The organism is Streptococcus sanguinis (genome assembly GCF_050220005.1).
Lineage (GTDB): Bacteria > Bacillota > Bacilli > Lactobacillales > Streptococcaceae > Streptococcus > Streptococcus sanguinis_Z.
The window spans coordinates 1,652,324-1,664,616 of sequence record NZ_CP071413.1; the positions used below are offsets into that span (position 1 = coordinate 1,652,324).

Consider the following 12,293-nt stretch of genomic DNA (forward strand, 5'->3'; position numbering starts at 1 on the left):
TTTCAATCAAGTAACAGATAATTTGTAAGATAGTTCTTCATCAATTTTAACAATATATATTACTAAAATTAATAAAGCAATAGAGTAATCAATTTGATACATTTCTTCTGATTCATATGAGGGTGAACCATGTTGATACTTATTCCTTATTGCCAAACTATTATCAAACTTACTATTATTCAATAGAAAATTTAAATAATTTGCTTCGCTTTTTGAAAAAAGCTTACTCTCAAATTCAATCATACCTTTCTCAGAAAGGCAGTCTAAAATTGCTTTCTCATCATTATCTGAGTTAAAATAGCTTACTTCATCATACAAATATAGATCTTGTAATACACCAATTTCTTTATTGTTTAAAAAAACAAGCCTATCATTTTTTTCAGATAGTATTTCATTGTCAACTAAAAATTGTATTTTGGCTCTATCAACTCTTAAGAAATCTTCTTTCCTTACAATGTTATTTGTGATTAATTCTACAAAATTTTTACCGTTTTTTCGTTCATTGATATAGGCCAAATGAGATTGATCAGAAAATAATAAAAACAAAATATTTTTAATATCAGAATTATTGTTAATATACGCATACTTTTTAGGAATATTACTAGATAGATTCCCTACATTTGGAGTTGAGTCTAACAAATTATATTGTTCTCTACTAATTTCACCATCTTCCATTAGTAACAGATATTGCTTTCTTATTTTTTCTTCATTCCTAAAAATTGTTGCTGTTTTATTATCAATCGCATCATCATGAGGTGAAAAACTAAAAGGTAACCACTTTATCTTCAATTCATCGCAGTATTGAAAGAAAAACCAATCCACTACCTGTTCAATACTTAAATCAAACTCACTAAATAATCTCTGATAAGCACGAATCTTGAATGAGACTAACTGTAGCTTCATTTTAAAATATTGAGTATCTTGATAAGAATTCCTAGTTAACATCAACGTAGATTTTACGACTCCTAATGTCTCTTTATTAGGGAAACTTGGCAAGCTTGACATCCTTTTCTTTGAGAAAACTTCAGAATCTTTTAAAAAATATGTGAATAAACTAGTATAATCATGCTTGCTTTTTATTTTTTCGTAATCAACCAAAGATACCATATACAAGGTCAATTGCTCATCGACTTTTTCCCCACTAGATTTCATTAAATTATTAATAATACTTTTATCAATCAATTCTGGTGGTGAAAATGGACTTTTATCACTATATTCAACAATCTTTTTTTCATATAAATTTCTATCAAAATATACTTCAAAAATCACATGAAGTCCTGCTTCAGATTTATCAAAACTTTGATAAAATAGTTTTAATATTTCTTGAATGTCTGACTTCTGATTTCGTGTAACTTTAAAATATTTGGTACCGAGTTCTTGAATTGGCATTAAAAGAAGCCTAAGATAATTTGGATTTGCTTCTATACTATTTATATAATCAGATAAAAGTTCGTTCCACTCATCGGAAGATATATTATCAGGTATACAGTAAGACTGTCTAGATGAATTTATATAATTACTTAAAAGATATTCAAGATGTTTCGTTTTTGCAAGAAAAGCTTCCCTAATAAATTTTGGATACATGTTACAAAAATATTTATTTTTTAATAAATAATATAATGGTAACCCGCTTTCCCAAAAAACTTCTTCAAACCAAATTTCAGATATTTTTGAACCGTAGTTGAATCTACAAAAAATGTCAAAAAAATCTTCTCGATATTCGTATTCATCTTTCAACAGAATCATATATCTTAAAATCAATTCACTCGATGCTCTACCATAAAATTCATTAATATTTCTTTTTAATACATTTTCATAAGAATTAACTTTGTCAATATATTCTTCTGGCCAATTTGTAGAATAATTAGCTGAATCAAAGATTTTAAGAGTATTATCAAGTTCAATAGCATCTGTAAAATTACTAATCTTTTTCTTTTGCTCTATATATAAATCAAAGATTTTCTCCATTCTACTAAGGTAAGAAGAAATTGATAAATCATTGGTCCCATAAAATTTAACCCTATGTTCCATTTCTGTTTATTTATCAATACTCCTTCTTATTATAGCCAAAGTCCGCCAAGTCCAGCTTCTTGTCCCGCCAGTTTTTCTTGACCTTGACCCAAGTTTCTAGGAAGACCTTGTCCCCCAGCATGAGCTCAATATCGCGCCGAGCCATGGACCCGATTTTCTTCAGCATGGAACCGCCTTTACCAATGATAATGCCTTTTTGGCTATCGCGCTCCACCATGATAGTCGCTCGGATATGGACCTTGTCCGTCTCTTCGTCTCGCTTCATGCTGTCAACAACCACTGCGACTGAGTGGGGAATTTCCTCCCGTGTCAACATCAAAACCTTCTCCCGAATCATTTCTGACACCAGAAAACGCTCCGGATGGTCAGTAATCTGGTCTTCTGGGAAATACTGGAAGCCTTCCTCCAGATTCTCACTGAGAATACCAATAAGATGGGACACATTATTGCCCTGCAGGGCTGAAATCGGCACGATTTCTTTGAAATCCATCTGCTGACGAAAATCATCAATTTGCGCTAAGAGCTGATCCGGATGTACTTTATCGATCTTATTAACCACCAAAATAACTGGCACCTTAGCCGCTTTCAGGCGTTCGATAATCATGTCATCACCCTTGCCACGCGGCTCATCAGCCGGCACCATGAAGAGGACGGTATCCACCTCACGCAGGGTGCTGTAAGCTGCTTCCACCATAAAATCGCCTAGAGCCGTCTTAGGCTTATGGATTCCCGGCGTATCGATAAAGACAATCTGCTCCTTATCCGTCGTGTAAATTCCCATAATTTTATTGCGAGTGGTCTGGGCCTTATCGCTCATGATGGCAATCTTTTGCCCCATAACATGATTCAAAAAAGTTGATTTCCCAACATTGGGACGTCCTAAAATAGCTACAAAACCTGATTTAAAAGTCATTATTTCACCTCTATTATTTCCATTAAAACAGCAGAAAATCGGCAGTCTCCCCCGATTTTCAAATCTTTAAAAAATCCAATCCCAAATCTTGGGAACAAAAATAATCAGCCCAGTTACAACAGCAAAGCCAGACACGACCAGAACAGCTCCCGCTGCCATATCCTTGGCATTCTTTGCCCGCATAGAAAAGTGGTAATCGCTAGCCAAATCCACGACATTTTCAATGGCAGAATTGACAATCTCAAAGGCAATGACCAGAAAAATGCTCAAAAAGAGAAAGAGCCATTCTGTCGCGGACAAGTCAAAAATCAGTCCCGCAACTATCACTACCAGAGCTGAAAGGACATGCTTGCGCAGGTTGCGCTCCTCTTTAAAGGCTGTAAAAATACCGGTTAAAGCAAATTCCAGACTCGAGACCACATCTCGATTTTTCCATTTGCGTTTGTTATTTCCTTGTGAGTCCATAAGCAGTTAAAATTTCTTCCTGTAATCCAAACATTTCTGCTTCTTCTTCCGGCGTATAGTGATCATAGCCGTTGATATGCAGAAAACCATGCACTGCCAAAAAGCCCATCTCCCGCTCAAAGCTGTGGCCGTATTCTTCAGCCTGCTCACGCGCCTTGTCCACTGAAATGAACAGCTCTCCGATATAGGCATCAAAATCCTCCAACATCTCAGCTAGCTCAGGATGGTCCAGCAAATCCTCCTCGTCAACAGCGATGTCCAGCTCAGGCTTATACTCCAAGCTAATCACATCCGTTGGCCGATCAGTATCTCTATATTCCAAGTTGAGTTCATGACTGCGCTCATTGCTGACAAAAGTCACAGCCATTTCCTTATTTTCCTTACCCGTTTTCTGGGCCGCAAACTCCAAAATTTCCTGAGTCTGTTTAAGAATCTCTTCCGAAACCTGACCCGTTTCATCTACCATTTCGATATACATATCTTACCCGCTTTGCTAGTATTACCTTATTATATCATATTTTGACTCACTTTAGGGAGCCGAGGGCAGGGTTTTGGAAAATAGCAGAGCAGATTTATCAACCTCTCATCACAAAGACAAAAGCAGCTATTTTTATTACGTTCCTTCCCGAAACTTTGCCTTTCACTATTTGCTATAACTGACAAAAAGAAAAGGCTGGGAAACCCCAACCTTGTCCTACAAGATGCTAATTGCCGGGATCGAACCGGCGACCTCATCCTTACCATGGATGCGCTCTGCCAACTGAGCTAAATCAGCGTACCTATCTAATATATCATGTAGATAGGTGCTTGTCAATATCCTTTCTCATTTTTTTGCAAAATAATCTTCCCTAGTCAGATAGTAATGAACCCGTGTCACAATGCAGCCTTTCTTATATTTGTCTAGTGATGCATAAGGCTCTTCGTGGGAATATTTCATACCAGACTTGACCATAACTCGGCCAGATGCTGGATTATCCACATCATGCAGCGCTACAAGTTTATTCATTCCGACTTCCTCAAAAGCCAGCTTGATGACTGAGCGATTGGCCTCTGTCGTGTAGCCCTGGTTCCAGTATTTTTTATTGATTACATAGCCGATAGCTGCCGTTTTCAAGTCTAGCCTGATCTTATGCAGGTCAATAGTCCCGATGAATTTACAGCTTTCCTTCACTTCTATTCCCCAGCGCCCCAGAGGATTGGTCAGATAAAAGAGAGCGATATTATTGCGTGTTTCTTCTAAGCTTTTGTTAGTCTCAAAGGTATAGCGAGTATTTTCCTCATCCGAAGCGTACTCAAACATCGCTGGGGCATCTTCCAAGGTCACTGGGCGCAGAATCAACCGCTCAGTTTCCAGTCTGGTATGACGAGCCAGTTTGACATAGATATTTTCCATCAGGACCTCCTATTTTTTCTTAACAGAATAGCACAATTCACTAATGAAAGCAAACCACTCCGATTTTTTCTTGATTTTTGAAGCGTTTTCATATACAATAAAAACATCTTAAAAAAGGAGCATATTTTTTATGTTAATCGGTATTCCAAAAGAAATCAAAAACAATGAAAATCGTGTCGCTCTGACACCAGCTGGTGTTCACAGCCTCGTTGGTAAAGGACATGAAGTGCTGATTGAGACAAATGCAGGTCTGGGATCTGGTTTTACAGATGCAGACTATGAAAAGCAAGGTGCAAAAATCGTCCCTACTGCTGCAGAAGCATGGGCAGCTGAGCTAGTGGTCAAGGTCAAAGAACCCCTGGCTGCTGAATATGGCTTCCTGCGAGATGACCTCTTGCTCTTTACCTACCTGCACATGGCTGCCGCTCCTGAGCTAGCAGATGCTATGACCAGTGCCAAGACAACCGGTCTGGCTTACGAAACTGTCCGCGATCAAGATGGACAACTGCCACTCTTGGTACCTATGAGTGAGGTAGCTGGACGGATGGCTGTCCAAATCGGAGCCCACTTCCTGACTAAGCGTGAAGGCGGATCCGGCGTACTTCTCGGTGGTGTACCGGGCGTTCCGAAAGGAAAAGTTACCATCATCGGTGGCGGTGTCGTTGGAACTCATGCCGCTCGTATCGCTCTAGGATTGGGTGCTCAAGTGACTATTTTGGATATCAGTGCTAAGCGTCTGTCTGTCCTAGAAGATGTCTTTGGTCATCAAATCCAGACCCTCATGTCTAATCCTTTCAATATCGAAGCTAGCGTTCGAGAGGCAGATGTCGTGATTGGCGCTGTCCTCATTCCAGGTGCGAAAGCTCCGAAACTGGTGACAGACGATATGGTTAGGCAAATGCGTCCAGGCTCAGTCATTGTTGACGTAGCCGTTGACCAAGGCGGTGTCATTGAAACAGCCGACCGTGTAACGACTCACACCGAGCCTGTCTATGAAAAACATGGTGTCCTCCACTATGCAGTTGCTAATATCCCTGGTGCCGTAGCCCGCACTTCTACCATCGCCTTGACCAATGTAACCCTTCCTTATGTGGAGGCTTTGGCAGGAAAAGGCTTCAAGCAAGCCATTGCGGATGACCAAGGACTGCGCCAAGGTGTCACAACCTACCAAGGCCACATCACCAGCCTTCCAGTTGCAGAGGGACTCAACAAGGACTACACATCTATTGACGAACTCGTTTAGTTGAACATTTCGACTTTAAAATTAATCGCACAAAAAGAGCAGAAATAAATCTGCTCTTTTCGTATGCTATTCCATTTCTTCTGGCTCAGTTGCAGCCTCTTTAACAGGAGTTGGTTCATAAGCTCGGATAATCTGCGCCACCACTGGATGACGAACGACATCCTTAGCTGAGAAATGCACAAAGTCGATCTGAGAGATGTTCTTCAATTTCTCCTGAGCATCAATAAGTCCTGATTTAACATTGCGAGGCAGGTCGATCTGGCTGATGTCTCCATTGACAATCATCTTGGACTGGAAACCAAGGCGTGTCAGAAACATCTTCATCTGCATGATAGTCGTATTTTGTGCCTCGTCCAGAATCACAAAGGCATCATCCAGCGTCCGCCCCCGCATATAGGCTAAAGGTGCAATCTCAATGATTTCTCGCTCCATGAGGCGCGTCGTTTGATCCTTACCCAAAATCTGATACAAGGCATCATAGACCGGCCGCAGATAAGGATCCACCTTTTCCTTAAGGTCACCAGGCAGAAAGCCCAAACTCTCACCAGCTTCCACTGCTGGACGTGTCAGGATAATTCGCTTGACCTGCCCACGCTTGAGAGCTGTCACCGCCAAGGTCACCGCCAGAAAAGTCTTCCCTGTTCCAGCTGGCCCGATACCAAAGACGATATCATGATTTTTAACACTGTCTACATAGATCTTCTGACCAAGTGTCTTGACCCGAATTGGCTTGCCATAGCTATCCTTGATAATCTCTTCTTCGTAAAGAGCTACAAACTTATCAATTTCATCATTTTTGACCATGGTAATGGCTGTCACAACATCGGGAGTACCGATGGTCATGCCACGATTGACCAAGACCAATAGAGCCTGAATGACCTGTCGAGTCTCCTCGCAGGCAGTCTCCGTACCTAAAATCTGCACAATCTCGGTTCGGGCATGGATGGTGACCTTTAATTCCTGTTCCATCAGGCGCAGATGGCGTTCATTAGAGCCAAAGAGATGAAAAGCATCATCTGGATGGCCCAGTTTCAATTCTACTGAATGTTCCTGCAAACAAAGAACCTCTCTAATTTATTTTTTTGAATGAATTACCTTTATTATATCAAAGCAAGCAGAAAATGACTATCCCTAGCCACTATCCACTCAATGTGCCTGATACTCTTCCCAAATAGCATCGAATTCCCCCAAGTTAAAGGAAAAATTGGCATGCTCCTCCAGAAAACGACTGACCTCATCAAAATCATCTGTATGCTTGGGAAAGGCCGTATCCTGAAAAGCCAAATCCGCCAAAATAGCCTTGGGCTCCTTGCTCTTAGGATTGCGCTCTGTCATCAGCCAGCTGTAAAAAGATTTTCTCATAGGTTCCTTTCATTTCTTTAAGACCGTATCCTTCCAAGCATCAGCTCTAGATACGAGATTCTTTATCCTCACACCAACTCTGTTCCAGTCGGATCCTGCTTGATTTTACCAGCTTTCATCAGCCCACCCAGAGCTTTTTTAAACTGGCCTTTGGAAATGCCAAATGTAGCCTTGATGTCGTCTGGTGAAGATTTATCATTCAAGGTCATGAAGCCTCCATTGCTCTCCAGATAGGTCAGAATCATCTGGGCATCGTTTTCCAACATTTCAAAGGAACGGGGCTTAAGCGAGAGGTTAAGCGTGCGGTCTACTTCACGGAAGCCAATCACCCGTGCGTCCAATACCTGACCTAGACGAGGCTCTGCATAGCGCTCGCTTGGATGGATGAAGCCCAGCATATTATTCTCCGGCAGGTAGACAAAGGTGCCAGAAAGCTTGAGCCGATAAACGATGGCTGGCCAGTTTTGGTTTTGCATGTTATTGTAGGCTGGACGAGCCAGACGCTGGAAATCCTCCTGATAAGCCAGTTGGCCCCAGATACGATCCTTTTTGTCAACATCCAGACGGATATAGAGGCGGTCGCCTTTCTTAGGCCAGAGTTCCTTGATTTCTGGCAAGATGTCAAGTGACACAACGATTTGCTTATCCGGCAGACCGGTATCAACAAAGACGCCTAAATCCTTGCGGACCTCCGTTACTGTTCCCCAGCCAAACTGGTCTTGAGTAGCTGTAACTTCAAGAGTTGTCAGGCGAAGCTTCTGCTTCATATCGCTATAGGCAAAGCCTTTGACAGACTGTCCCAGCTCATGCGCTCCCTCTTTCTTAGAAAGGGCATAAACCTGACCGTCCTTTTGAACAAAGTAAAAGCGATCATTTTCATCCGTGATGATACCCACGATGAAGCTGGCAATATTTGTATTCATATAGACCTATTTTCTACCTTGCTTCTTCAAACCGGGCAAGGATTTTTGATGTTAAAACAACTCAGTCAGCCAAAGCCAACTGAGTTTTGATTCTGATAAAAATGTTAAACTTCTAAAAGTTCTTTTTCTTTATTTGCTGTCATTTCATCGATATGTTTGACAGCATCGTCCGTTACTTTTTGAATATCCTTTTCCAAGGTCTTCAATTCATCTTCAGTGATTTCTTTAGCTTTTTCCTGCTTCTTAGCTTCATCCATAGCATCGCGGCGGATGTTGCGGATAGCAACTTTAGCATTTTCACCGACCTTTTTCACTTCTTTAGCCAAATCACGGCGAGTTTCCTCTGTCAGAGCTGGAATGACCAAACGAATCACAGAGCCATCGCTGGCTGGCGTAATACCGAGGTCAGAAGCATTAAGCGCACGCTCAATGTCCTTGATAGAAGACTTGTCAAAAGGTGTCACCAAAAGAACACGCGCTTCCGGAATCGTAATCGAAGCGATTTGATTGAGCGGAGTTTCTACTCCATAGTACTCCACATGGACGCGGTCCAAAAGGCTGGCATTGGCGCGGCCTGCACGGATGCTGCCAAATTCACGAGCCAAACTTTGGTGCGAGTGGGTCATTCTTTCTTTTGCTTTTTCTACAATTGCATTTGCCATGAGTTTCTAATCTCCGTTCTTATAAATTATTTGATACTGTTGTTCCGATTTGCTCACCGATAACAACGCGTTTGATATTGCCCGGCTCATTCATGTTAAAGACAACCAAGTCAATATCATTGTCCATAGACAAGGTCGAAGCCGTTGAGTCCATAATCCGCAGTCCCTTGCTGATGACATCCCGGTGAGTCAGCTCATCAAACTTAACAGCGGTCTTGTCTTTCTTAGGATCGGCATTGTAAACACCATCTACGCCATTTTTGGCCATGAGAATCGCATCTGCTTCAATCTCTGCTGAGCGCAAGGCAGCGGTTGTATCGGTTGAAAAATAAGGAGAACCAATACCTGCACCGAAAATGACGATACGGCCTTTTTCCAAATGACGAAGGGCCCGACCTCGGATGTAAGGCTCAGCTACCTGCTGCATAGCAATCGCAGTCTGCACGCGCGTATCTACACCGACTTGCTGCAGCGAATCCGCCATTACCAGCGCATTCATGACAGTGCCCAACATACCAGTATAGTCGGCCTGCACGCGGTCCATGCCTGCTTCTGCTGCCGGCTCACCCCGCCAAAGGTTTCCGCCTCCGATAACCAGAGCAATTTGAACTCCCAAATCGTGAACTTCTTTGATTTCTTCCGCCATCTTCTGAACAGTCTGAATATCAATACCAACGCCTTTTTCACCGGCAAGAGCTTCACCTGACAACTTAATCAAAATACGCTTATACTTAGGTTCTACCATTTTTTTACTCCTTATTTTATCTGTACTATTTTACCACATTTTGTGATTTTTATATAGTTAAATCACTGAAATTTTTCTTTTTTCCTTTTTGTAAAATAGCAGAGCAGACAAGCTTATTTCACAGAAAAACCAGCCCCATCATCAGATAGGACTGGGAATGAATACTTCAATCATCTTTTGCTAGGTCTACTCACTGCTTGAGCGACTGTTTCCTTTCCCGCTTAGCTAAGAGCGGCAGGATAACACCCAGACTGATCAAGACGATTGGCGTCAGGATATTTGTCAAGAGAGAGAATTGCCAGCCAGCTGGGTCTTTGGCAAAGTCTACTTTCGGAACCATCCCTAAAATGCAGGCAAAGGCTGTAAAGAGAAAGCACCAAGCTCCGATAGCAAAGCCAACTTTTGGATTTTTGGTAAACTTGTACTCAGCATCTTTGTACTTTTTCCAAGCTTTGTTTAATAACATATAGGCCAGGAATACCCAGAGATACCGCATGGGCATAACGATGGAGTTGAGGTTGGTCATCCATTTGACCAGGCCGTCAATTTCTTTGATTCCAAAGATAGGCAGAATAATTAGTAAGCTAACTAAAATCCCTGTCAGGATGTAACCGTTAATTAGGACTCCTTTTGATGTTCTCTTGCGCAGCCAGCTTGGGACAAACTCTTCATCTGCATTATTGAGCATGATTTGCAGAGGCGCGTCAATAGAGAAAGCCAGTGCAGCAATCTGTCCAACCATATTGGTCAGGGCATAGATGACTACTAGCACATTGCCTACACCCCAGTAGCTGCCCAGCTTTTGGAAAGCTTGATAAGCACCGTTTCGCATCAGATCCTCAGGAATATTGCTGCCATCAAAAAGCATGCCCATAGCAATAGAGCCTAGGATAGCAGATGCACCAACCATGACAGCCATGACAATCATCCCCTTGGGAAATTCCTTGGCTGGATTGCGTGTTTGGTTAACGTAAGGAGAGATTTTTTCAGCCCCGCCGACCGCAAAGACTAAGAGGGAGATAGTCGTGAAATAAGAGAAGTCAAAGTTGGGAATGTAAGTGCTAAGCTTATCCATATTAGCCGTCGCAAACTGCATGTCAGGTTTGATAAAAGGTGCCCCAACTGCTAAGAGGACAAAGAGGAAAGACATAATCAGCATGGCACTTCCTGCCAAGCCCCCAATCACCTTGAGCGTGGACAGCCCCTTGGTGGACAAATAGAGAAAGGCACCGAAAATCAGCAAGCTAAGAATAACAATCCAATGAATATCAAGGCTGCTCAAAAAATCACCATTCCCCTGAAGAGCCCAGCCCAGCGGAATCAAAACACCTTGTGGCTTTTGAGCCAGATAAGGAATATGCACTACCCAGTAAGTCCAGGCCGCAAAATAAGCCAGCCGCTTGGTAGAGGTTTTCTCCACCCAGTCGCTGACACCGCCTCCGCTCTCCTTAAAAGTCGAGCCTAGTTGCCCCACGATTAGGGCATAAGGAATGAAGTAAATAGCTAGGATAAGAATCCAAGAAACAATTACCGAAATACCCTGCTGGGAATAGTTATTAACCACATTTCCCAGACCCCAGACCATATTAAAAGCAATCAGAGATACCATCAGCCAGGTTAGCTGCTTCTGATCTTTTTTCATGACACCGTCTCCTTTTGTTATAAAATAAATTGATTCGATATTATTATAACATGTTTCTATGAGTTTGTAATCGCTATCATCAATTTTATTTCAAAAAAAGAACTACCCGAAGGCAGTTCAATTTAATTCTTAAAGTGAGTTTACGTCAACCTTGATACCAACACCTTGTGTAGTAGTGATAGTCAGGTTGGTTACGTAAGTACCTTTAGCAGTAGCTGGTTTCGCTTTTTGGATTGTGTCGTTGAAAGCTTTGAAGTTTTCAACCAACTTGTCAGCTTCAAATGAAACTTTACCAATGATAGCTTGTACGTTACCTGCACGGTCTGCACGGTAAGTAATCTTACCACCTTTAGACTCTTCAACTGCTTTTGCAACATCCATTGTTACAGTACCAGTTTTAGGGTTTGGCATCAAGTTACGAGGTCCAAGGACACGTCCAAGGCGACCTACAAGTGCCATCATGTCAGGCGTAGCGATTACTACGTCAAAGTCCAACCAACCGTCGTTGATTTTTGCAACGAGGTCATCTTCACCAACGAAGTCTGCACCAGCAGCTTTTGCTTCTTCAGCTTTTGCTCCACGTGCGAAAACAAGAACGCGTGAAGTTTTACCAGTTCCGTTTGGCAATACCATTGCGCCACGGATTTGTTGGTCAGCTTTTTTAACGTCGATGTTCAGGTTGTAAGCAACTTCTACAGTTGCATCGAATTTTGCAAAGTTAGTTTCTTTTGCAAGTGCTACAGCTTCTTCTACGCTGTATGCTTTTGTGCTGTCGATTTTTTCAAGAGCAGCACGAAGTTGTTTGCTTTTTTTAGCCATTTTATCTTTCTCCTTGTAAGTGGTTCAATCGATTTTCATCTCCCACGTCACTCGTCAATCTGATCAAGTGTAGTGCGGGCAAATGGGATGAGCGT

General features: G+C 42.0%; 13 protein-coding genes and 1 tRNA gene. 1 reads left to right on the top strand and 13 read right to left on the bottom strand.

The genetic code is table 11. The features are described from left to right. Nucleotides 1-6: 6 nt before the first annotated feature. From J1C86_RS08025 to J1C86_RS08050, 6 genes are all read right to left on the bottom strand, one after another. Nucleotides 7-1,968 (bottom strand): hypothetical protein, encoded by a 1,962-nt coding sequence (locus J1C86_RS08025; RefSeq protein ID WP_227963774.1) that lies wholly within the window; start codon nt 1,966-1,968, stop codon nt 7-9. A 76-nt stretch (nt 1,969-2,044) separates the two neighbouring features. After that, nucleotides 2,045-2,944: a GTPase Era gene (gene era, locus J1C86_RS08030; RefSeq protein ID WP_125405249.1), complete on the bottom strand. Its 900-nt coding sequence runs from the start codon at nt 2,942-2,944 to the stop codon at nt 2,045-2,047. A 66-nt stretch (nt 2,945-3,010) separates the two neighbouring features. Next, nucleotides 3,011-3,409, bottom strand: a complete 399-nt coding sequence (locus J1C86_RS08035) for a diacylglycerol kinase family protein (RefSeq protein WP_125405252.1) — start codon at nt 3,407-3,409, stop codon at nt 3,011-3,013. Next, nucleotides 3,390-3,887, bottom strand: a complete 498-nt coding sequence (gene ybeY, locus J1C86_RS08040; protein ID WP_011837247.1) for an rRNA maturation RNase YbeY — start codon at nt 3,885-3,887, stop codon at nt 3,390-3,392. The genes J1C86_RS08035 and ybeY overlap by 20 nt, the downstream gene beginning before the upstream one ends. A 224-nt stretch (nt 3,888-4,111) precedes the next feature. Beyond that, nucleotides 4,112-4,184 (bottom strand) — tRNA-Thr (locus J1C86_RS08045). 48 nt (nt 4,185-4,232) lie between these two features. After that, entirely contained in the window at nt 4,233-4,802 is a 570-nt protein-coding gene (locus J1C86_RS08050; RefSeq protein WP_125405254.1) for a GNAT family N-acetyltransferase, read from the bottom strand. Nucleotides 4,803-4,932: 130 nt separating this feature from the next. On the opposite strand from J1C86_RS08050, the gene ald reads away from it, so the two are divergent. Beyond that, nucleotides 4,933-6,045 carry an alanine dehydrogenase gene (ald, locus tag J1C86_RS08055; RefSeq protein ID WP_125405257.1) on the top strand — a complete coding sequence of 371 codons (1,113 nt, stop codon included), beginning with the start codon at nt 4,933-4,935 and terminating at the stop codon, nt 6,043-6,045. A 66-nt stretch (nt 6,046-6,111) separates the two neighbouring features. Here ald and J1C86_RS08060 read toward each other — a convergent pair whose 3' ends face one another. The 7 genes from J1C86_RS08060 to rplA all read right to left on the bottom strand — a co-directional run bounded on the left by J1C86_RS08060 (nt 6,112) and on the right by rplA (nt 12,198). Then, a complete protein-coding gene (locus J1C86_RS08060) occupies nt 6,112-7,101 on the bottom strand; it encodes a PhoH family protein (RefSeq protein ID WP_142998649.1) in 990 nt (329 codons plus the stop codon). A gap of 90 nt (nt 7,102-7,191) precedes the next feature. Further along, complete coding sequence (locus J1C86_RS08065) at nt 7,192-7,407, bottom strand: YozE family protein (RefSeq protein ID WP_002894860.1); 216 nt, start codon at nt 7,405-7,407, stop codon at nt 7,192-7,194. A 68-nt stretch (nt 7,408-7,475) separates the two neighbouring features. Continuing rightward, nucleotides 7,476-8,330, bottom strand: coding sequence for an RNA-binding virulence regulatory protein CvfB (gene cvfB / locus J1C86_RS08070; RefSeq protein ID WP_125405260.1), 855 nt, complete (start codon nt 8,328-8,330; stop codon nt 7,476-7,478). 104 nt (nt 8,331-8,434) lie between these two features. Further along, nucleotides 8,435-8,992 carry a ribosome recycling factor gene (frr, locus tag J1C86_RS08075; RefSeq protein WP_125405263.1) on the bottom strand — a complete coding sequence of 186 codons (558 nt, stop codon included), beginning with the start codon at nt 8,990-8,992 and terminating at the stop codon, nt 8,435-8,437. A gap of 19 nt (nt 8,993-9,011) precedes the next feature. Further along, on the bottom strand, nt 9,012-9,737 hold the full coding sequence (gene pyrH, locus J1C86_RS08080) for a UMP kinase (RefSeq protein WP_002894857.1): 726 nt from the start codon (nt 9,735-9,737) through the stop codon (nt 9,012-9,014). Between the two features lie 190 nt (nt 9,738-9,927). Continuing rightward, a complete protein-coding gene (locus J1C86_RS08085) occupies nt 9,928-11,379 on the bottom strand; it encodes an APC family permease (RefSeq protein ID WP_125405266.1) in 1,452 nt (483 codons plus the stop codon). Between the two features lie 129 nt (nt 11,380-11,508). After that, nucleotides 11,509-12,198 carry a 50S ribosomal protein L1 gene (gene rplA, locus J1C86_RS08090; protein ID WP_002894855.1) on the bottom strand — a complete coding sequence of 230 codons (690 nt, stop codon included), beginning with the start codon at nt 12,196-12,198 and terminating at the stop codon, nt 11,509-11,511. Nucleotides 12,199-12,293: the final 95 nt, after the last annotated feature.

Bases quoted from the DNA above. Each gene is read 5' to 3' on its own strand.
- rplA (WP_002894855.1), bottom strand. From the start codon at position 12,198: ATGGCTAAAAAAAGCAAACAACTTCGTGCTGCTCTTGAAAAAATCGAC.
- J1C86_RS08035 (WP_125405252.1), bottom strand. From the start codon at position 3,409: ATGGACTCACAAGGAAATAACAAACGCAAATGGAAAAATCGAGATGTG.
- ald (WP_125405257.1), top strand. From the start codon at position 4,933: ATGTTAATCGGTATTCCAAAAGAAATCAAAAACAATGAAAATCGTGTC.
- ybeY (WP_011837247.1), bottom strand. From the start codon at position 3,887: ATGTATATCGAAATGGTAGATGAAACGGGTCAGGTTTCGGAAGAGATT.
- J1C86_RS08025 (WP_227963774.1), bottom strand. From the start codon at position 1,968: ATGGAGAAAATCTTTGATTTATATATAGAGCAAAAGAAAAAGATTAGT.
- J1C86_RS08065 (WP_002894860.1), bottom strand. From the start codon at position 7,407: ATGAGAAAATCTTTTTACAGCTGGCTGATGACAGAGCGCAATCCTAAG.
- cvfB (WP_125405260.1), bottom strand. From the start codon at position 8,330: ATGAATACAAATATTGCCAGCTTCATCGTGGGTATCATCACGGATGAA.
- pyrH (WP_002894857.1), bottom strand. From the start codon at position 9,737: ATGGTAGAACCTAAGTATAAGCGTATTTTGATTAAGTTGTCAGGTGAA.
- era (WP_125405249.1), bottom strand. From the start codon at position 2,944: ATGACTTTTAAATCAGGTTTTGTAGCTATTTTAGGACGTCCCAATGTT.
- J1C86_RS08085 (WP_125405266.1), bottom strand. From the start codon at position 11,379: ATGAAAAAAGATCAGAAGCAGCTAACCTGGCTGATGGTATCTCTGATT.
- J1C86_RS08050 (WP_125405254.1), bottom strand. From the start codon at position 4,802: ATGGAAAATATCTATGTCAAACTGGCTCGTCATACCAGACTGGAAACT.
- frr (WP_125405263.1), bottom strand. From the start codon at position 8,992: ATGGCAAATGCAATTGTAGAAAAAGCAAAAGAAAGAATGACCCACTCG.